This is a genomic window from Streptomyces sp. NPDC025833 (genome assembly GCF_055558055.1).
Map to the genome: position 1 here is coordinate 1 of NZ_JBVHNF010000027.1, position 17,784 is coordinate 17,784.

Here is a 17,784-nt window from a genome sequence, read left to right on the forward strand (position 1 = left end):
CTTTCCTCCGGGCTTCCCTTCGGTGTTTCCGACTCTATCAGATCTTTTTCCGATCCGATTTCCTCGGCGCTTTCCAGGTTCCCGCTTTCGCGTTTCCCCTTCCGGCGGTTCCGACTCTATCAGATCCTTTCGGCGTCCGATCCCCGGTCGGCGGGATTTGTCTGCCCGGCCGCTGGGCCGTTCCGACGAGTGAGACTTTAGCGGATTCCCGGCCCCCGAGCTAATCGGCGGTCCGTCGCTCTTTCGAACGTGGATTCCTCATTTCGCAAATACGCGCGCCAAAGCAGTCGACACCGGAGTGTCGAATGAGTTCGCGGTACTTGCGGAATGGCTGTCCGGGGACCGACCGGGGTCGGCGCTCACGTCGGACAACTCGGAGAACAGTACGGACGGGCCCGGGGTGTGTCAACTCCCGCCCCGGGAGCACCCCGGAGGCGTACTGTGGACGGCGTGATGACGCGTACGTGCACCCAGTACTGGTGGGCCGCCTGACGGCGGCCGGCTCACGTATGCACTCGACGGCCGCCGCTTCGGCGGCCGTTCTCGTATCTCCCTCCACCTGAGGGGGCCGGCCGCAGGGGCGGCGGCCCCCGACCGGAAGGTGGAGTGGAAATGACTCGGGTCTTCAGTGGGATCCAGCCGACGGGGCACCTGACCCTGGGCAACTACCTGGGAGCCATGCGGCGCTGGGCCGAGGTGGACCAGCACCGGGCAGACTCGCTGTTCTGCGTGGTGGATCTGCACGCGCTGACCGTGGACCACGATCCGGCGCGGGTCCGCAGGCTCAGCAGGCAGACGGCGTCGCTGCTGCTGGCGGCCGGCCTCGACCCCGACGTGTGCACGGTGTTCCTCCAGAGCCACGTGGACGAGCACACGCGGCTGTCGTACCTGCTGGAGTGCGTGGCCTCCGACGGCGAGATGCGGCGGATGATCCAGTACAAGGAGAAGGCCGCGAAGGAGCAGGAGCGCGGGGGCGGTGTGCGCCTGTCCCTGCTGACGTACCCGGTCCTGATGGCGGCCGACATCCTCGCGTACGGCACCGACGAGGTGCCGGTCGGCGAGGACCAGGCGCAGCACGTGGAGCTGACCCGGGATCTGGCGGTGCGGTTCAACCAGCGCTACGGGCACGCGTTCGTGGTGCCGAAGGCGACGCTCCCGCAGGTGGGGGCGCGGGTGATGAACCTCCAGGACCCGACGAGGAAGATGGGGAAGTCCGACGAGTCGGGGGCCGGGGTCGTCTATTTGCTGGACGAGCCGGACGTGGTACGGAAGAAGGTGATGCGGGCGGTCACCGACAGCGGCCGGGACGTCGTGTACGACCCGGCGGCCCGGACGGGGGTCACGAACCTGCTCGACATCCTCGCCGCGTGCACCGGCGGGAAGCCGGAGGAGCTGGCCGGCGGCTACGACTCGTACGGCTCGTTGAAGAAGGACACCGCGGAGGCGGTGGTGGAGGTGCTGCGCCCGCTCCAGGCCAGGCACCGCGAACTGTGCGCCGACCCGGCCCAGGTGGAGGGGGTGCTGCGGGACGGCGCCGAGAAGGCGCGGGCGCTGGCCCGGCCGACGGTGGACGGGGCCTACCGGGCGATCGGGCTGCTGCCACCCGTGGCGCAGCCCGCGCTGACCGCTGCTGCTCCCTAGCGGCCGGCCTGCCCTGCCGGCGGCGGTGGGCCGCCGGCAGGGTGGCGCGGGGCGGGCGGGTCGGCGCCTTCCTGCGCCGGTCCCCTTGCTGAGGTCCGTCCCTTTCGGGTCAGTCCTTCTTGCCGGAGGCGAGTTCGCGGCTGCGGTCGCGGGCGGCTTCGAGGGCGGCGATGAGGGCGGCCCGTACGCCGTGGTTCTCCAGCTCGCGGATGGCGTTGATCGTGGTGCCGGCCGGGGAGGTCACGTTCTCCCGGAGCTTCACGGGGTGCTCGCCGCTGTCGCGGAGCATCACGGCGGCGCCGATCGCCGACTGGACGATGAGGTCGTGGGCCTTGTCGCGCGGCAGGCCGAGCAGGATGCCCGCGTCGGTCATGGCCTCGACCAGGTAGAAGAAGTAAGCCGGGCCCGAGCCGGACAGGGCGGTGCAGGCGTCCTGCTGGCTCTCGGGGACACGGAGGGTCTTGCCGACGCCGCCGAAGATCTCCTCGGCGTGCGCGAGGTGCTGCTCGGTGGCGTGGCTGCCCGCGGAGATGACCGACATGGCCTCGTCGACGAGGGCGGGGGTGTTGGTCATGACCCGGACGACCGGGGTGCCGGCGGCCAGGCGCTCCTCGAAGAAGGAGGTGGGGATACCGGCCGCACCGCTGATGATCAGGCGGTCGGCGGGCACGTGCGGGGCGAGTTCGTCCAGGAGGGTGCCCATGTCCTGCGGCTTGACCGTGAGGATCAGGGTGTCGGCGGTCTTGGCGGCCTCGGTGTTGGTGACCGCGCTGACTCCGTGGCGGGTGCGGAGTTCTTCGGCGCGTTCCGGGCGGCGTGCGGTGACCAGGAGGTCGGCGGGGGCCCAGCCGGCCCGGATCATTCCGCTGAGCAGGGCTTCGCCGATCTTGCCGGTGCCGAGGACTGCGACTTTCTGGCTCATGCGGATCAGTCTCGCACCGGGGTGGGGTGTGCGGGGTGGTTGTCCGCTGGGCGGAACAGGGCCGCGGCGGCTCCGGTGCGGGGCCGGGCCGCCACGGGCGGGGACGGGGTCAGGACTTGGCCGCGACGAGGAGGAGCACGTCGTACGTCTCCTCGACGACACCGTCCGGGAAGACCTCCCGCAGGTGGTCGCGCTCCGCCTCCAGGAAGGCGTTCGTGCGCTCCGCGGGCGTGACCAGGAAGCCCGAGTGGCTGCCGATGTTGGCGAGGTGGGTGTCGATGGGGACGCGGCGGCTCCAGCGGACCTCGCGGCGGGTGAAGCGGAGGCGGCCGGTGGGGTCGGCCAGGTCCGTGCGGTCCGCGACCTTGCGCTTCTCCGCGGCGTCGATGCCGAAGAAGCGGTTGATGCGGCCGGCGGCCGCGGCGATCCACTCGACGTCGAGTGCGTCGGCGTTCCACCACAGGGCCAGCGCGCCGCCCGGCCGCAGCACGCGCAGCACCTCCGGCACGGAGCGCGCGGAGTCGGTCCAGTGCCACGCCTGGGCGTAGGTGACGAGGTCGGCGTGGGCGTCGGCCACGGGGAGGGCGTTGCCGTCGCCGCGGACGATCGGGACGTGGGGCAGGGCGCGGCGGAACTCGGCGGCCATGCCCTCTCCGGGTTCGACCGCGAGGACGTCGGCGCCCCGGGCCGCCAGCAGCGCGGTGGCGATTCCGGTCCCGGCGCCGACGTCCACGACCCGGGCGCCGGTGAGCGGCCGGCCGGCCAGTTCCTCGACGGTGTCGAGGAGGGCGGGCGGGTAGGAGGGGCGGTTCGCGGCGTACTGGGCGGCGGCGGCGTCGAAGGAGCGGGCGCGGAGGGCGGCCGTCGGCGGGGGCGGCTCCGGCGAGGCTGAGGTCGTGGTCATGCCGCCATGGTGCCCATGCCGCGCCGGCGGACGGAACGGCGCGGGTGGCGGCGGCGAGCCGCGGCCGATGACGGCCCGCGGCGCCACTCGTCCTCCGGACGCGCGGGCCTTCCCGCACGGGGCGCCCTGGTGGCCGTACCCGCCCTCGCCCCGCAGACCCGCCCCGGCCCGCGGTTCGGCCGCTCCGCGATCCCCGAAGCGCAGGGCTCCGTGCCCGGGGGCCCGGGGCGCGGGCCTCCGCGCCCTGTCTCCCGCCGCGGCCGGGTGCGGCCGGTGCCCGGCCATCAGGGCGTGGGACTCGGCGCCCGGCCTCCGTGGCACAGGGCCCGGACCGGTAGCGGGTGCCGGCCTGGAGCGGACGCCTCGCAAGGGCGGCACCGAGCACGGCCGGTCCGCAGGTCACGGGCGGGTTCGCGGGGAGCGGCCGACCGCGGCCTTCGACGAGGTGCGGGCCCTCGTGGCCGCGGCTCCGGGCACGAGCCTCCGGCCGGACGGGGCATCACGGCCGGCGCCGGCCCCCGGGCCGGAGCGAGCGCTGCCGCCGGTCACGGCCGGGTGCGCCGCGAGGGGGCGGGGCGGGGTGGTCAGCGGTGGTGTCTGCGCTTCGACGGGTTGCCCGTGCGGCGGGCGGTGCGGCGCGTGTGCTCCTGGCGTGCCCGCTCGTACTCCTCGCGGTGCAGCTTCTCGCCCGGGGCCTCGGTGAAGGAGCGGACGAAGTAGGCGAGGAGGGAGCCGACGAAGCCGATGGCGAGCAGGCCGCGCAGGGACGCCTGGCGCTGCGGGTCGGGCCGGCTGCCGAACCCCTCCCAGGTGTTGCGGAAGGCGAGCGCGCTGCAGATCGCGAACATGGCGACGACCAGGACGGTTACGAAGGAGCCGGTGCCGGCGATCCGGATGCCGTCGAAGGCGAAGCGGAGCACCAGACAGGAGGCGGCGGCAGCGGCGAGGGAGCCGACGGCCACACCGGCCCGGCGGGCCGCGTAGCCGCTGTCGTGGTCCACCCAGGACGTGCCGAAGAAGCGCAGGGGCTCGGGGCGGGGGCCGTCGCTCCGGGCCGTGCCGCCGGTGGAGCCCGCCGGGGTGTCCGGGGTGCCGGTTTCGTCGCTCACGGGACGATTATGGCTCCGGGGCCGGGCGGGCTCCCCGGCGGGCCGGTGTCCGGGGGCGCCGTGGCCCCCGGGACGCCGTCGCGGGGCGGTGCCGGATCAGCCGCAGCGGGCGGCGATGTAGCCGTCGCTGCCCGTGTGGACGTACGCGTCCGAGACGTACTCGCCGTTGTCGATGAGGTCCCAGATGCTGGACGTGCCGTAGGTGCCGGACACCGTGGTGCCGGGCGACTGGCAGTAGATCGGTACGCGGACGTCCTCCGGCAGGACGCGGACCAGGTTGTACCCGGTGCCCGGGCCGCTGCGGACGTTCAGCCGGACGCCCGGGGCGACGGCGTAGGTGCGGATGGCCGCGGCCGCCCGCGCCGTGCCGCCGTCGGCGCCGCCCTCCTGTGCGAGGTCTGCACGATCTGTGTGGTCTGCACGGTCAATGGACATGAACGTGGTCCTCCCCCGTCGGTTGCCTGGAACTCGGCGAAACTCGGCGCGAAACGCATGCGCGCGACTCGCCCCCAGACGCTAGCAAGCCGCCTCCGTCCCGTTCGAGTCATCGACTAGGCTCCGTGCGTCGCGCGCGCGGACGAACAGCACGGGGGTGGGTCCATGGCGCCACAGCGCAGCACCGGGGCGGGCGCGGAAGCGGAGCTTCCCGCCTACGCCGGTCACTATCGGCTGGAGTCCCGCCTGGGTTCCGGTGGCATGGGGGTCGTGCACCTCGCCCGGAGCACCTCGGGGATGAAGCTCGCGGTGAAGGTCGTCCATGCCGAGTTCGCCAGGGATCCCGAGTTCAGGGGTCGGTTCCGGCAGGAGGTGGCCGCGGCCCGCAGGGTCAGCGGTGCCTTCACGGCGTCCGTCGTCGACGCCGATCCCGAGGCCGGACGGCCGTGGATGGCCACCCTGTTCATCCCCGGCCCGACCCTGTCCGAGGAGGTGAAGCGGAAGGGCGCACTGGCTCCCGAGCAACTGCGCCGGCTGATGGCCGGGCTCGCCGAGGCGCTGCGGGACATCCACCGGGTGGGCGTGGTGCACCGGGATCTCAAGCCGGGCAACGTGCTGCTCGCCGAGGACGGTCCGAAGGTCATCGACTTCGGCATCTCCCGGCCGAAGGACAGCGAACTGCGCACCGAGACCGGTAAGCTGATCGGCACACCGCCGTTCATGGCGCCCGAGCAGTTCCGCCGGCCCCGGGAGGTGGGGCCGGCCGCCGACGTCTTCGCGCTCGGCTCGGTCATGGTGCACGCGGCCACCGGGCGCGGGCCGTTCGACTCCGACAGCCCGTACGTCGTCGCCTACCAGGTGGTCCACGACGAGCCGGACCTGACCGGTGTCCCGGCCGGCCTCGTGCCGCTGGTGCGCCGGTGCCTGGCCAAGGAGCCCGCGGACCGGCCCACGCCGGACGAGCTGATGCGGGAGCTGCGCTCGGTCGCCGCGTCGTACGACACCCAGGCGTTCATACCGGCGCAGCGCGCGAGCGCGGAGGCACCCGCGGCCGCCCCCGCCTGCGCACCCGAGCCCGTGGCTCCCGGCCCCGCGGAGGCATCCGCCTGCGCACCCGAGCCCGTGGCTCCCGGCCCCGCGGAGGCGTCCGGTCCGCGGCCCGCGGGGCGCCCGCGCCGCGGGCGGCGGGTGGTGCTGACGGTCGCGGCGGTGGGACTGGCGCTGGCCGGCGTCCTCGTCCCGGCGGCGCTGGGCGGGCTGCCGGGGCTGTCCGGCGTGTTCGGCGGGGACGCGGCGGGGAAGGGGAGCGTGCCGGCCCTGGCGGCGGCGGCCGGCGGCTGGACGGCCCGGCCGCCGGCCGCCGGCCCGGGCATGCCGCAATGCGCCTACGGCACGGGGAAGTTGTTCTGCGCGCGGCCCGGCACCGTCTACGCGCTCTCCGCGTCCGACGGCCGGCTGCTGTGGCGGCGCGCGGTGGACACCCGGTCCGCGAGCGGGCCCCCGGTCCTCTCCGGCGGGCTGGTGCAGCCGTACACGGACGGCGGCTCGCGGCTGGCGGGGCTCGACCCGGCCACGGGCGAGGAGGTGTGGGGGCGCCGGCTGCCCGCGGGCACGACGGTGCGGTACGCCGGCGGTACGGCCCTGCTCGCCGCCGCCGACGGCACGGTCACCGGGGTGGACGGCGCGACGGGAGCCGCCCGGTGGCGGCGGCCGGTCCCCGGGCAGGGGGTGCCGTCGCTCGCCGCGTTCCCCGGCGCCGACGGGACCGCGTACGCGACGCGCACGTCGGCCGACGGGGCGAGCACCCGGGTGAGCGCGGTGGATCCGCGTACCGGCGGGGTGCGGTGGGAGGTCCGGCTGCGGGGCTGGCTGAAGCCGTTCGCCGCGCGGGGCGACGGTTCGGTGTTCTTCCTGGCCGTGGACAGCGGCTACGGCGCGAAGGAGGTCGTCCGCTACTCCCCGGGGACGGGGGCCACGCGGCGGGTCGCGCTGCCCGGCGTCCTGGACGGCGCGCACGCCACCGTGCGGGGCGAGGTCGTCTACGTGCTGGCCACCGGCGGTTCCCTGGACGCCGTGGACCTGGGGTCCGGCCGGCACCTGTGGCATCTGGAGACGTCGGTGAGCCGCGGTTCGCTCCCCGTCGCGCGGGGCGGGCGGGTGTACTTCACCGCGAGCGACGGCAGGCTGCTCGCCGTCGACGCCCGCGCGGGGCGGCTCGTCGGGCAGACGCCGGCCCGTCTGGGCGCCGCGTCGGCCCGGGTCATGAGCACACCGCCCGCTCCGGTGCCGGTCGGCGCGCGGGTCTACGCGACGGCGCCGGACGGCACCGTCTTCGCCGTGGACGCCGGCTCGCCCGGGACCTGGTGAGCGGGCGCGGACATGCGCGAGGGGCCGCCTCCACCCGGGAGGCGGCCCCTCGTGCGAAAGGTCAGCCGAGCAGGGACACGTCGCGGACGGCGCCCTTGTCCGCGCTCGTCGCCATCGCCGCGTAGGCGCGCAGGGCGGCGGAGACCTTGCGTTCGCGGTTCTTCGGGGCGTACACGCCGTCGAGGGCCCGCTCGCGCCGGGACAGCTCCGCCTCGTCGACCAGCAGTTCGATCGAGCGGCCCGGGATGTCGATGCGGATGCGGTCGCCGTCCCGGACGAGGGCGATGGTGCCGCCGGAGGCCGCCTCGGGGGAGGCGTGGCCGATGGACAGGCCCGAGGTGCCGCCGGAGAAGCGGCCGTCGGTGATCAGGGCGCAGGTCTTGCCGAGGCCGCGGCCCTTCAGGTACGAGGTCGGGTACAGCATCTCCTGCATGCCGGGCCCTCCCTTGGGGCCCTCGTAGCGGATGACGACGACGTCGCCGTCCTTGACCTCCTGGGTGAGGATGCGCTGGACGGCCTCCTCCTGGGACTCGCAGACGACCGCGGGGCCCTCGAAGGTCCAGATCGACTCGTCGACACCGGCCGTCTTCACCACGCAGCCGTCGACGGCGAGGTTGCCGCGCAGCACCGCGAGGCCGCCGTCCTCGGAGTACGCGTGCTCGGCGGAGCGGATGCAGCCGCCCTCGGCGTCGTCGTCGAGGGAGTCCCAGCGCTCGGACTGCGAGAAGGCCTCGGCGGAGCGGACGCAGCCCGGGGCCGCGTGCCACAGCTCGACGGCCTCGGGGGACGGGGAGCCGCCGCGCACGTCCCAGGTCTTGAGCCAGTCGGCGAGGGACGGGCTGTGGACGGCGTGCACGTCCTCGTTGAGCAGGCCGGCGCGGTGCAGCTCGCCCAGGAGGGCCGGGATGCCGCCGGCGCGGTGGACGTCCTCCATGTAGTACGTGCGGTTCCCGGCGACGTTCGGGGCCACCTTGGCCAGGCAGGGCACGCGGCGCGAGACGGCGTCGATCTCGTTCAGGCCGAACGGGACGCCCGCCTCCTGGGCGGCGGCCAGCAGGTGCAGGATCGTGTTGGTGGAGCCGCCCATCGCGATGTCCAGGGCCATGGCGTTCTCGAACGCCTGGAAGGTGGCGATGTTGCGGGGCAGGACCGTCTCGTCGTCCTGCTCGTAGTGGCGGCGGGTGATGTCCATGACCGTGCGGGCCGCGTTCTCGTACAGGGCGCGGCGGGCGGTGTGGGTGGCGAGGACCGAGCCGTTGCCGGGCAGGGAGAGGCCGATGGCCTCGGTCAGGCAGTTCATCGAGTTGGCGGTGAACATGCCGGAACAGCTGCCGCAGGTCGGGCAGGCGTTCTCCTCGATGCGGAGGATGTCCTCGTCGGAGATCTTGTCGTTGACGGCGTCGGAGATCGCGTCGACCAGGTCGAGCGTGCGGACCGTGCCGTCGACCAGGGTGGCCCGGCCGGACTCCATGGGGCCGCCGGAGACGAACACCGTGGGGATGTTCAGGCGCAGGGCCGCCATCAGCATGCCCGGGGTGATCTTGTCGCAGTTGGAGATGCAGACCAGGGCGTCGGCGCAGTGGGCCTCGACCATGTACTCGACCGAGTCCGCGATCAGGTCGCGGGAGGGCAGGGAGTACAGCATGCCGCCGTGGCCCATGGCGATGCCGTCGTCGACCGCGATCGTGTTGAACTCGCGCGGGATGCCGCCGGCCTCGGTGATCGCCTCGCTGACGATCCGGCCGACCGGCTGGAGGTGGGTGTGGCCCGGCACGAACTCGGTGAAGGAGTTCGCGACGGCGATGATCGGCTTCCGGCCGATGTCCGCACCGGGTACACCCGAAGCGCGCATAAGGGCGCGGGCGCCCGCCATGTTGCGGCCGTGGGTGACTGTGCGGGACCTCAGCTCGGGCATCGTCGCTCGCTCCTTCGAAAACCTGTCCGCCAGAGAGTTCTGACTCTGGGGTCGAGCCTACGCCGGTGCTCCAAGGACTGGACACGGTTGTCCGGTATGCGGGACGCGTGTTTCACGGGCGAGGCGGTCCGCGCAGGTCAGGGGCGGGTCAGATGAGCCTGCACCACCGGTGCCACCCGCGCGATGATCTGTTCGAGGTCCGCCGAGGCCAGTGGCTCCAGCTTGATCACGTAGCGCATCAGCGCGGTGCCCACGAGCTGCGCGGCGGCCAGCTCGGCGCGCAGCTCCGCGTCCGGCAGGTCGAGCCGGGCGGCGACGCGGCGCAGCAGCTGGGCGGCGACGAGGTCGCGGAAGACGGCGGCGGCGGTCTCGTTGTCGACGGCGGACCGGAAGATCGCGAGGAGGGGGGCGCGGGTCGCGGGGTCGTCCCAGATCCCGAGGACGAAACGGGTCAGCCGCTCCCCCACGCGGTCCGGCGGGCCGTCGGCCAGCGCCGCCGGGGCGCTCAGGGCGGGGGCGAAGGCGATCTCGACGGCCCGCTCGAAGACCTGCGCCTTGGTGCCGAAGTAGTGGTGGACGAGGGCGGAGTCCACTCCGGCGGCCTTGGCGATGCCGCGTACGGAGGTCTTCTCGTAGCCGCGCGCGGAGAACTCCTCGCGGGCGGCGGCGAGGATGCGGTCGCGGGTGTCCGCGGACTCGGCGCGCGACGGACGCCCACGACGGCGCCCGGCGGATCCGCGGGCGCCGGGGGGCGACCCGGCGTCCGGTTCGGGGGCCGTCCCGGCGTCCGGTTCGGGGGCTGCACCGGCGGCCGAAGTGGGAGATCCGGCACCGCCCACCCCGGGTGCCTCGGCGTCGCCCGCCACGGGGGGCGTTCCGCCGGCCGGCGCGGGCTCCGTCCCGCCGTCCGGCGCGGGAGCACCGTCGCCGCCCGGCGCGCAGGCCGCGTCGTGGTTCGCGGCGCGGGCCCTGTCGTCCCCCGCCGCGGGCTCCGTCCCGCCGTCCGCCGCGCGGGCCGTCCCGTCGTCCGGCGGCGGGGGTGGGGGGCCGGGCTCGGTCATCGCCGGGGGACCCGGACCGCCGCCGCCAGGTGCTTGCGCGTGAACGCCAGGGCCTCGGCGAGGTCGGCCTCGCGCTCGGCGCCGGACATCGCCCGCCGCGTGTTGACCTCGATCACGACGTGGCCGTCGAAGCCGGTACCCACCAGGTGCTCCAGCAGTTCGGCGCAGGGCTGGGTGCCGCGGCCGGGCACCAGGTGCTCGTCCTTGGCCGAGCCCCGGCCGTCGGCGAGGTGCACGTGCCCGAGCCGGTCCCCCATGCGGCCGACCATGTCCAGGGCCTCGGTACGGGCCGTCGCCGTGTGGCTGAGGTCGACCGTGAAGTGCCGGTAGTCGTGGCGGGTGACGTCCCAGTCGGGGGCGTAGGCGAGCATCTCGCGGTCGCGGTACCGCCAGGGGTACATGTTCTCGACGGCGAACCGCACGTCCGTCTCGTCCGCCATCCGCCAGATCCCGTCGACGAAGTCCCGGGCGTACTGCCGCTGCCAGCGGAACGGCGGGTGCACGACGACCGTGGACGCCCCGAGCTTCTCGGCCGCCGCGCGGGCCCGCTGGAGCTTCACCCAGGGGTCGGTGGACCAGACCCGCTGGGTGATCAGCAGGCAGGGGGCGTGGACGGCCAGGATCGGGACGCCGTGGTAGTCCGACAGGCGGCGCAGTGCCTCGATGTCCTGGCTGACCGGGTCGGTCCACACCATGACCTCGACGCCGTCGTAACCGAGGCGCGCGGCGATCTCGAAGGCCGTCGCCGTCGACTCCGGGTACACGGAGGCGGTCGACAGCGCGATGCGCACGTCAGTTGGTTCAGCCACGTCCGTCACCATACGGCGTCGGGTGGTTCGGGTGTCGGGTACCTGTTCGCCGGTGTGACGTTCGCCATTTGCGGGGGTACGGGCGGGCGCCGGGTCCCCGCCCGGACCCTAGGCGGTCCGCGGGGTCTCCATGTGGTCGAGGTGCCGCAGGATGACGCCCTCCCGCAGGGCCCACGGACATATCTCCAGGCTCTCCACGCCGAACAGGTCCATCGCGCCCTCGGCCACCAGGGCGCCGGCGAGGAGCTGGTTCGCCCTGCCCTCGGACACCCCGGGGAGTTCGGAGCGCTGCTCCGCGGTCATGGCGGAGAGCCGCGGGACCCACGCCTCCAGGGACTCGCGCTTCAGCTCGCGCTGGACGTAGAGGCCCTCGGCGCTGCGGGCGGCCCCGGCGATGCGGGCGAGCTGCTTGAAGGTCTTCGAGGTGGCGACCACGTGGTCGGGGGTGCCGGAGCGGCTGAACTCGCCGACGGTGCGGGCGATCTCCGCGCGGACGTGCCGGCGCAGGGCGCGGACGTCCTCCGGGAGGGGCGGGTCGCCGGGCAGCCAGCCGGCGGTGAGGCGGCCGGCGCCGAGCGGGAGGGAGGCGGCGGTGTCCGGCTCCTCGTCCATGCCGTAGGCGATCTCCAGGGAGCCGCCGCCGATGTCCAGGACCAGCAGCTTCCCGGCGGACCAGCCGAACCAGCGGCGCACGGCGAGGAAGGTCAGCCGGGCCTCCTCGGCGCCGCTGAGGACCTGGAGCCGTACGCCGGTCTCGTCGGCCACGCGCGCGAGGACGTCGTCGGCGTTGGTGGCCTCGCGCACGGCGGAGGTCGCGAACGGCAGCAGGTCCTCGACCCCCTTGTCCTCGGCGGCCTGGAGCGCGTCCCGTACGACGGCGACCAGTCGGTCCACGCCGTCGTCGCCGATGGCTCCGCCGCCGTCGAGGAGTTGGGCCAGCCGGAGGTCGACCTTGTGCGAATGCGCGGGCAGCGGGCGCGCACCGGGGTGGGCGTCCACCACCAGCAGATGCACCGTGTTCGAACCCACGTCCAGGACACCGAGTCTCATGTACGGCACGCTACTGCCAGAACGCCCCTCCACGGTCCCCTAAGCGGCTCCGGGCCACTTACCCTGGACGGGTGCCAAAGACGAAAAAGGCGAAGGCCGAAAAGGCGGGCAAAGTACGCAAGTCCGCCGAAACCTCCAAGGAGGCGACGATGGGCGACGAGAAGGGTCTCGACTTCGCCCGCGCCTGGGTGGAGTTTCCCGATCCGGCGGACGACGAGCAGGTCTTCCGCTGCGATCTGACCTGGCTGACCTCTCGCTGGAACTGCATCTTCGGCAGCGGCTGCCAGGGCATCCAGGCGGGCCGCGCGGCCGACGGGTGCTGCTCGCTGGGCGCGCACTTCTCCGACGAGGACGACGAGAAGCGGGTCGCCGGGCACGTGGCGCGGCTCACGCCGGAGATCTGGCAGCACCACGACGAGGGCACGCGGAACGGCTGGGTCTCCGAGGACGAGGAGGGTTCCCGGCAGACGCGGCCCTTCCAGGGGTCGTGCATCTTCCAGAACCGGCCCGGGTTCGCGGGCGGCGCGGGCTGCTCGCTGCACATCCTGGCGCTGCGCGAGGGACGGGAGCCGCTGGAGACCAAGCCGGACGTGTGCTGGCAGCTGCCGATCCGGCGGACCTACGACTGGATCGACCGGCCGGACGACACGCGCGTGCTCCAGGTCTCCATCGGGGAGTACGACCGCCGGGGCTGGGGGCCGGGCGGCCACGACCTGCACTGGTGGTGCACCTCGGCGACCTCGGCGCACGGCGCCGGGGACCCGGTGTACGTCTCCTACCGCGCCGAGCTGACGGAGCTGATGGGCAAGGCCGGCTACGACCGTCTTGTCGCCCTGTGCGAGCAGCGGCTGGCGTCGCAACTGCCGCTGGTGGCCCCGCACCCCGCCGATCCCGCGCCGTAGCCCCCGCCTGTTCCCGGCCCCGGCCCCGGCCGCGGACCCGGCGCCCGTATGCCCAGGAACGATCCTGCCCGGCACTCCGCCCGGGCTCCCTCAGCTCCCCTGGCTCTCCGTCGGGTCCGGTGTCCCGCTGTCGGTCGGGGCCGGGGTAGGCGTCGGGGAGTCGGTCGGTGAGGGCGGGTCGGTCGGGGTGGGCGTCGGGTCCGCGGGCGGCGGGGAGTGGGTGACGGGCGGCTCGGCGGGGGGCGTGCCGGCCGGACCGGGAGTGGTCGGGTCGGCGGACGGCGGCGGGGGCGTCGGACGGCTCGGCGCCGTGCCGTAGCCGTCGATGGTGACCACCGCGCCCGCCGGGGCCACCGCCACGCGTGCGGTCCAGTGTCCTGCCGGTTCGCGCAGGTGGTCGACGTACACCCGGATCGTCAACGTCCGGCCGGGGGCCAGGGTGCCCGCGGACCGGCTGAAGTACAGCCAGGCGGCCGGCGTGGAGAGCGACCAGCGGACCTCGGAGGCGCCGGACGCCGTGAGGGTGATCAGGGTCGTGTCGCCGTCGTTGGCCGCGCCGACGGTCAGCCGGCCCGCGCCCCGCTCGCCCGTCCCGCCGACGCTGACGACCTCCACGGAGACGTCCGCCTTGCCGTCCTCGCCGATCCGGGGCCCCGGCCGCGCGCTCGCGTTGCCCGCGTTCTCGTACCCGCCGGCCGTGTCGCCGCCGGGCGCGCCGGGGCCCCGCGCCTCGGGCGCGGTCGCGGACGGGCCGTCGTCCTCACCGGCGGGCCCGCCCCGGTAGGCGGCCCAGAGGGCGAGGACGGGTGCGGCGACGACCGTGGCGACGACGGTCGTCGTGACGGCACGCGCGCGCAGGCGGTCGCGGCGGGCCGCGCGGTCCTTGGGGTCCATCGGGAAGCCGCGCCGGTCGAAGCGGGGGGCGGCCCCGCCCCGCGCGCGCCGGTGCGCCGGGTCCGCGTGCAGGGCCGCGCGCGGGGCCCGGAGGACGGGCAGCTCGGCGGGGGTGACCGTGGCGCCGGGCCAGTGGCCGGTGGCGGTGCGCTCGGCGGTGCGGCGGCAGCGCGGGCAGTCGTCGACGTGCCGGACCAGCTCGCGGCGCAGGGCCGTGCTCAGGACCATCCGGCTGTCGCCGGTGAGGTGGGCCACGCCCGGGCAGCCGCCCGCCTCGACGACGGCGAGGGCCGCGCGGGTGCGCTCGACCTCGCAGGCGCCCGCCGCGAGCAGTTCGCGGGCGGCGGCCGGCTCCATGCCGAGGACGGCGGCGACCTCCGGCGGGGCGAGGTGGTGGCGGACGGCCAGCTCCAGGGCCTCGCGCTGCTCGGGGGTGGTGCCGGCCGCCTCGGGCCAGGCCAGCAGGGCGAGTTCGCGGCGCCGCCGGTCCTGGACGTCGGGGGTGTGGGCGGGGCCGGGGGCGGTCTTCCCGGTGTCCTGCCCGGGTCCGGACCGGCCCGCCGCGTGGGTGGCCTGACGTTTCTGCTTGGTCTCGGCCAGCTTGCGCAGGCAGGCCCAGCGGGTCAGCGCGTACAGCCAGGCCCGGTGGTCGGCGGCGGCCTGCGGGACCCGGTGGCCCCGGCGCTCGGCCAGGACCAGGGCGTCGCCGAGGGCGGCGGTGGCCGCGTCGTGGTCGCACAGCACCGACATGCAGTAGGTGAACAGGCCGTCCAGGTACGGCTCGTAGCGCGTCGGCGTGCGCTGGGCGAGGGCGCGTGCGGCGGCGCGGTCGCGTGCCTCCCGCGTCTCGCGTCGGGCGTCCCGCGGCTCGCGGTGCGTGCGGTGCGCCCCGGTCGTGCGGGTGGTCGTCTCCGGACTGCTGCTCATCACCCGTGCGACCGTAGGCGGCTCCGGAGTGCCCCTTCTGGAACCTTGAGCACTTTTAATCCGTACGGGTGAAACGATCCCTCATAAGGGGACAGGAACGCTTTGTTCCGTGGCCAGATGGCGGCGGCCGGTGGCCGGGAACGGTTCGCCCGCCCGCCTCCCGGGCCCCGCGGCGGCGGGCGCCGGGCCCGTTGTCGGTGCCGCGGGCTACGGTTTCCGCATGGCTGCGCGTACCAAGACCACCAAGGACCGTCCGTCCTACCGCTGCACCGAGTGCGGCTGGCAGACGGCCAAGTGGCTCGGCCGCTGCCCCGAGTGCCAGGCATGGGGCACGGTCGAGGAGTACGGCGCGCCCGCGGTCCGGACGACGGCGCCGGGCCGGGTGAGCACCGCCGCGCTGCCCATCGGCCAGGTCGACGGCCGGCAGGCCACCGCCCGCACGACCGGCGTACCCGAGCTGGACCGGGTGCTCGGCGGCGGTCTGGTCCCGGGCGCGGTCGTCCTGCTCGCGGGCGAGCCGGGCGTCGGCAAGTCCACCCTGCTGCTGGACGTCGCCGCGAAGTCCGCCAGTGCCGAGCACCGCACCCTCTACGTGACGGGTGAGGAGTCGGCGAGCCAGGTGCGGCTGCGCGCCGACCGCATCGGCGCCCTCGACGACAACCTGTACCTGGCCGCCGAGACCGACCTGTCCGCCGTCCTCGGCCACCTGGACGAGGTCAGGCCGTCCCTGCTGATCCTCGACTCGGTGCAGACGGTCGCCTCCCCGGAGATCGAGGGCGCGCCGGGCGGCATGGCCCAGGTCCGGGAGGTGGCCGGCGCCCTGATCCGCGCCTCCAAGGACCGCGGCATGTCCACGCTGCTGGTGGGCCACGTCACCAAGGACGGCGCCATCGCCGGCCCCCGCCTGCTGGAGCACCTGGTGGACGTCGTCCTGCACTTCGAGGGCGACCGGCACGCGCGCCTGCGCCTGGTCCGGGGCGTGAAGAACCGGTACGGGGCGACGGACGAGGTCGGCTGCTTCGAGCTGCACGACGAGGGCATCACGGGCCTCGCCGACCCCAGCGGCCTGTTCCTGACCCGCCGGGCCGAGCCGGTCCCGGGCACCTGCCTGACCGTCACCCTGGAGGGCCGCCGGCCGCTGGTGGCCGAGGTGCAGGCGCTGACCGTCGACTCGCAGATCCCCTCCCCGCGGCGCACCACGTCGGGCCTGGAGACCTCACGCGTGTCGATGATGCTGGCGGTCCTGGAGCAGCGCGGGCGGATCAGCGCCCTGGGCAAGCGGGACATCTACTCGGCGACGGTCGGCGGTGTGAAGCTGTCCGAGCCGGCCGCCGACCTCGCCGTGGCGCTCGCGCTCGCCTCGGCCGCCAGCGACACCCCGCTGCCGAAGAACCTGGTGGCGATCGGCGAGGTGGGCCTCGCGGGCGAGGTCAGACGGGTCACCGGCGTGCAGCGCAGGCTGGCGGAGGCGCACCGGCTGGGATTCACGCACGCGCTCGTGCCGACCGATCCGGGCAAGGTGCCGTCCGGCATGAAGGTCGTCGAAGTCGCCGACATGGGGGACGCGCTCCGGGTTCTGCCGCGCTCCCGTCGCCGGGAGGCCCCACGGGAGGCCGAAGAGCGCCGGTAGACTTTGCGCAGGTCTCGCCCGTCCGTGCGAACAGAGCGCGGGAACGGGAGCGCGGCAGAACCTGCGACCGGAGGAGTGCAGTGGCAGCCAACGACCGGGCAGCAGCTCCCGGAAAGTCCGGTGGAGGTGCCGGTCCCGATCGCCTGATGCGCGCCTCGCTCAGTGCCGTGGCACCCGGTACGGCACTGCGCGACGGCCTGGAGCGGGTCCTGCGCGGCAACACCGGCGGCCTCATCGTGCTCGGCTCCGACAAGACGGTCGAGGTGATGTGCACGGGCGGCTTCGTGCTGGATGTCGAGTTCACCGCGACCCGGCTGCGGGAGCTGTGCAAGCTGGACGGCGGCATCGTGCTGTCGTCGGACCTGTCGAAGATCCTGCGCGCGGGCGTCCAGCTGGTGCCCGACCCGACCATCCCCACGGAGGAGACGGGCACCCGGCACCGCACGGCGGACCGGGTGAGCAAGCAGGTCGGCTTCCCGGTCGTCTCGGTCTCCCAGTCGATGCGGCTGATCGCCCTGTACGTGGACGGTCAGCGCCGTGTGCTGGAGGACTCCGCGGCCATCCTGTCCCGCGCGAACCAGGCGCTGGCCACCCTGGAGCGGTACAAGCTCCGCCTGGACGAGGTCGCGGGCACGCTGTCGGCGCTGGAGATCGAGGACCTGGTGACGGTCCGGGACGTGTCGGCGGTCGCGCAGCGCCTGGAGATGGTGCGCCGCATCGCCACCGAGATCGCCGAGTACGTGGTCGAGCTGGGCACGGACGGCCGTCTCCTCTCCCTCCAGCTGGAGGAGCTGATCGCCGGGGTCGAGCCCGACCGTGAGCTGGTCGTCCGGGACTACGTGCCCGAGCCGACGGCGAAGCGCTCGCGCACGGTCGGCGAGGCGCTGTCCGAGCTGGACGCGCTGTCCCACGCGGAACTGCTCGAAATGGGCACGGTGGCGCGCGCGCTGGGCTACACCGGTTCCCCCGAGACGCTGGACTCCGCGGTGTCCCCGCGGGGCTTCCGGCTGCTGGCCAAGGTGCCGCGCCTGCCGGGCGCGATCATCGACCGTCTCGTGGAGCACTTCGGCGGCCTGCAGAAGCTCCTCGCCGCCAGCGTGGACGACCTCCAGACCGTGGACGGCGTGGGCGAGGCCCGGGCGCGGAGCGTGCGGGAGGGGCTGTCGCGCCTGGCGGAGTCGTCGATCCTGGAGCGCTACGTCTGAGTTCTGGCGCGGA

14 protein-coding genes are annotated in these 17,784 nt (G+C 74.5%); 5 read left to right on the top strand and 9 right to left on the bottom strand.

Annotation, left to right across the window (positions count from 1 at the left end; all coding sequences use genetic code 11):
- The first annotated feature begins 612 nt into the window (after positions 1-612).
- Complete coding sequence (trpS, locus tag ACZ4K2_RS34075) at positions 613-1,641, top strand: tryptophan--tRNA ligase (protein ID WP_467467771.1); 1,029 nt, start codon at positions 613-615, stop codon at positions 1,639-1,641.
- Positions 1,642-1,750: 109 nt separating this feature from the next.
- Here the strand turns inward: trpS and proC are convergent, their stop codons facing one another.
- From proC to ACZ4K2_RS34095, 4 genes are all read right to left on the bottom strand, one after another.
- Entirely contained in the window at positions 1,751-2,563 is an 813-nt protein-coding gene (gene proC / locus ACZ4K2_RS34080) for a pyrroline-5-carboxylate reductase (RefSeq protein WP_467467773.1), read from the bottom strand.
- Between the two features lie 109 nt (positions 2,564-2,672).
- A complete protein-coding gene (locus tag ACZ4K2_RS34085) occupies positions 2,673-3,467 on the bottom strand; it encodes a class I SAM-dependent methyltransferase (protein ID WP_467467775.1) in 795 nt (264 codons plus the stop codon).
- A gap of 584 nt (positions 3,468-4,051) precedes the next feature.
- On the bottom strand, positions 4,052-4,576 hold the full coding sequence (locus tag ACZ4K2_RS34090) for an EamA/RhaT family transporter (protein ID WP_467467777.1): 525 nt from the start codon (positions 4,574-4,576) through the stop codon (positions 4,052-4,054).
- Positions 4,577-4,672: 96 nt separating this feature from the next.
- Entirely contained in the window at positions 4,673-5,011 is a 339-nt protein-coding gene (locus ACZ4K2_RS34095) for an SH3 domain-containing protein (protein WP_467467779.1), read from the bottom strand.
- A 165-nt stretch (positions 5,012-5,176) separates the two neighbouring features.
- Here ACZ4K2_RS34095 and ACZ4K2_RS34100 point away from each other — a divergent pair, with 165 nt between their 5' ends.
- Complete coding sequence (locus ACZ4K2_RS34100) at positions 5,177-7,378, top strand: protein kinase domain-containing protein (protein ID WP_467467781.1); 2,202 nt, start codon at positions 5,177-5,179, stop codon at positions 7,376-7,378.
- A 61-nt stretch (positions 7,379-7,439) separates the two neighbouring features.
- Here ACZ4K2_RS34100 and ilvD read toward each other — a convergent pair whose 3' ends face one another.
- The 4 genes from ilvD to ACZ4K2_RS34120 form a co-directional block, all read right to left on the bottom strand.
- Positions 7,440-9,293 carry a dihydroxy-acid dehydratase gene (ilvD, locus tag ACZ4K2_RS34105; protein WP_467467783.1) on the bottom strand — a complete coding sequence of 618 codons (1,854 nt, stop codon included), beginning with the start codon at positions 9,291-9,293 and terminating at the stop codon, positions 7,440-7,442.
- Between the two features lie 137 nt (positions 9,294-9,430).
- A complete protein-coding gene (locus ACZ4K2_RS34110; protein WP_467468793.1) occupies positions 9,431-10,132 on the bottom strand; it encodes a TetR/AcrR family transcriptional regulator in 702 nt (233 codons plus the stop codon).
- Between the two features lie 218 nt (positions 10,133-10,350).
- Complete coding sequence (locus ACZ4K2_RS34115; protein WP_467467785.1) at positions 10,351-11,175, bottom strand: sugar phosphate isomerase/epimerase family protein; 825 nt, start codon at positions 11,173-11,175, stop codon at positions 10,351-10,353.
- Between the two features lie 96 nt (positions 11,176-11,271).
- Positions 11,272-12,213 (bottom strand): Ppx/GppA family phosphatase, encoded by a 942-nt coding sequence (locus ACZ4K2_RS34120; protein WP_467467787.1) that lies wholly within the window; start codon positions 12,211-12,213, stop codon positions 11,272-11,274.
- A 71-nt stretch (positions 12,214-12,284) separates the two neighbouring features.
- On the opposite strand from ACZ4K2_RS34120, the gene ACZ4K2_RS34125 reads away from it, so the two are divergent.
- Positions 12,285-13,115 (top strand): DUF3109 family protein, encoded by an 831-nt coding sequence (locus tag ACZ4K2_RS34125; RefSeq protein ID WP_467467789.1) that lies wholly within the window; start codon positions 12,285-12,287, stop codon positions 13,113-13,115.
- Positions 13,116-13,205: 90 nt separating this feature from the next.
- On the opposite strand, the gene ACZ4K2_RS34130 is transcribed toward ACZ4K2_RS34125, so the two are convergent.
- Complete coding sequence (locus tag ACZ4K2_RS34130; RefSeq protein WP_467467791.1) at positions 13,206-14,936, bottom strand: hypothetical protein; 1,731 nt, start codon at positions 14,934-14,936, stop codon at positions 13,206-13,208.
- A 220-nt stretch (positions 14,937-15,156) separates the two neighbouring features.
- On the opposite strand from ACZ4K2_RS34130, the gene radA reads away from it, so the two are divergent.
- On the top strand, positions 15,157-16,566 hold the full coding sequence (gene radA / locus ACZ4K2_RS34135) for a DNA repair protein RadA (protein ID WP_467467793.1): 1,410 nt from the start codon (positions 15,157-15,159) through the stop codon (positions 16,564-16,566).
- An 80-nt stretch (positions 16,567-16,646) separates the two neighbouring features.
- Complete coding sequence (disA, locus tag ACZ4K2_RS34140; RefSeq protein ID WP_467467795.1) at positions 16,647-17,771, top strand: DNA integrity scanning diadenylate cyclase DisA; 1,125 nt, start codon at positions 16,647-16,649, stop codon at positions 17,769-17,771.
- Positions 17,772-17,784: the final 13 nt, after the last annotated feature.

What these genes read in the sequence shown, in the direction of transcription:
- trpS (WP_467467771.1), top strand. Translation starts at nt 613, where the DNA reads ATGACTCGGGTCTTCAGTGGGATCCAGCCGACGGGGCACCTGACCCTG.
- proC (WP_467467773.1), bottom strand. Translation starts at nt 2,563, where the DNA reads ATGAGCCAGAAAGTCGCAGTCCTCGGCACCGGCAAGATCGGCGAAGCC.
- ACZ4K2_RS34085 (WP_467467775.1), bottom strand. Translation starts at nt 3,467, where the DNA reads ATGACCACGACCTCAGCCTCGCCGGAGCCGCCCCCGCCGACGGCCGCC.
- ACZ4K2_RS34095 (WP_467467779.1), bottom strand. Translation starts at nt 5,011, where the DNA reads ATGTCCATTGACCGTGCAGACCACACAGATCGTGCAGACCTCGCACAG.
- ACZ4K2_RS34100 (WP_467467781.1), top strand. Translation starts at nt 5,177, where the DNA reads ATGGCGCCACAGCGCAGCACCGGGGCGGGCGCGGAAGCGGAGCTTCCC.
- ilvD (WP_467467783.1), bottom strand. Translation starts at nt 9,293, where the DNA reads ATGCCCGAGCTGAGGTCCCGCACAGTCACCCACGGCCGCAACATGGCG.
- ACZ4K2_RS34115 (WP_467467785.1), bottom strand. Translation starts at nt 11,175, where the DNA reads ATGGTGACGGACGTGGCTGAACCAACTGACGTGCGCATCGCGCTGTCG.
- ACZ4K2_RS34120 (WP_467467787.1), bottom strand. Translation starts at nt 12,213, where the DNA reads ATGAGACTCGGTGTCCTGGACGTGGGTTCGAACACGGTGCATCTGCTG.
- ACZ4K2_RS34130 (WP_467467791.1), bottom strand. Translation starts at nt 14,936, where the DNA reads ATGAGCAGCAGTCCGGAGACGACCACCCGCACGACCGGGGCGCACCGC.
- radA (WP_467467793.1), top strand. Translation starts at nt 15,157, where the DNA reads ATGGCTGCGCGTACCAAGACCACCAAGGACCGTCCGTCCTACCGCTGC.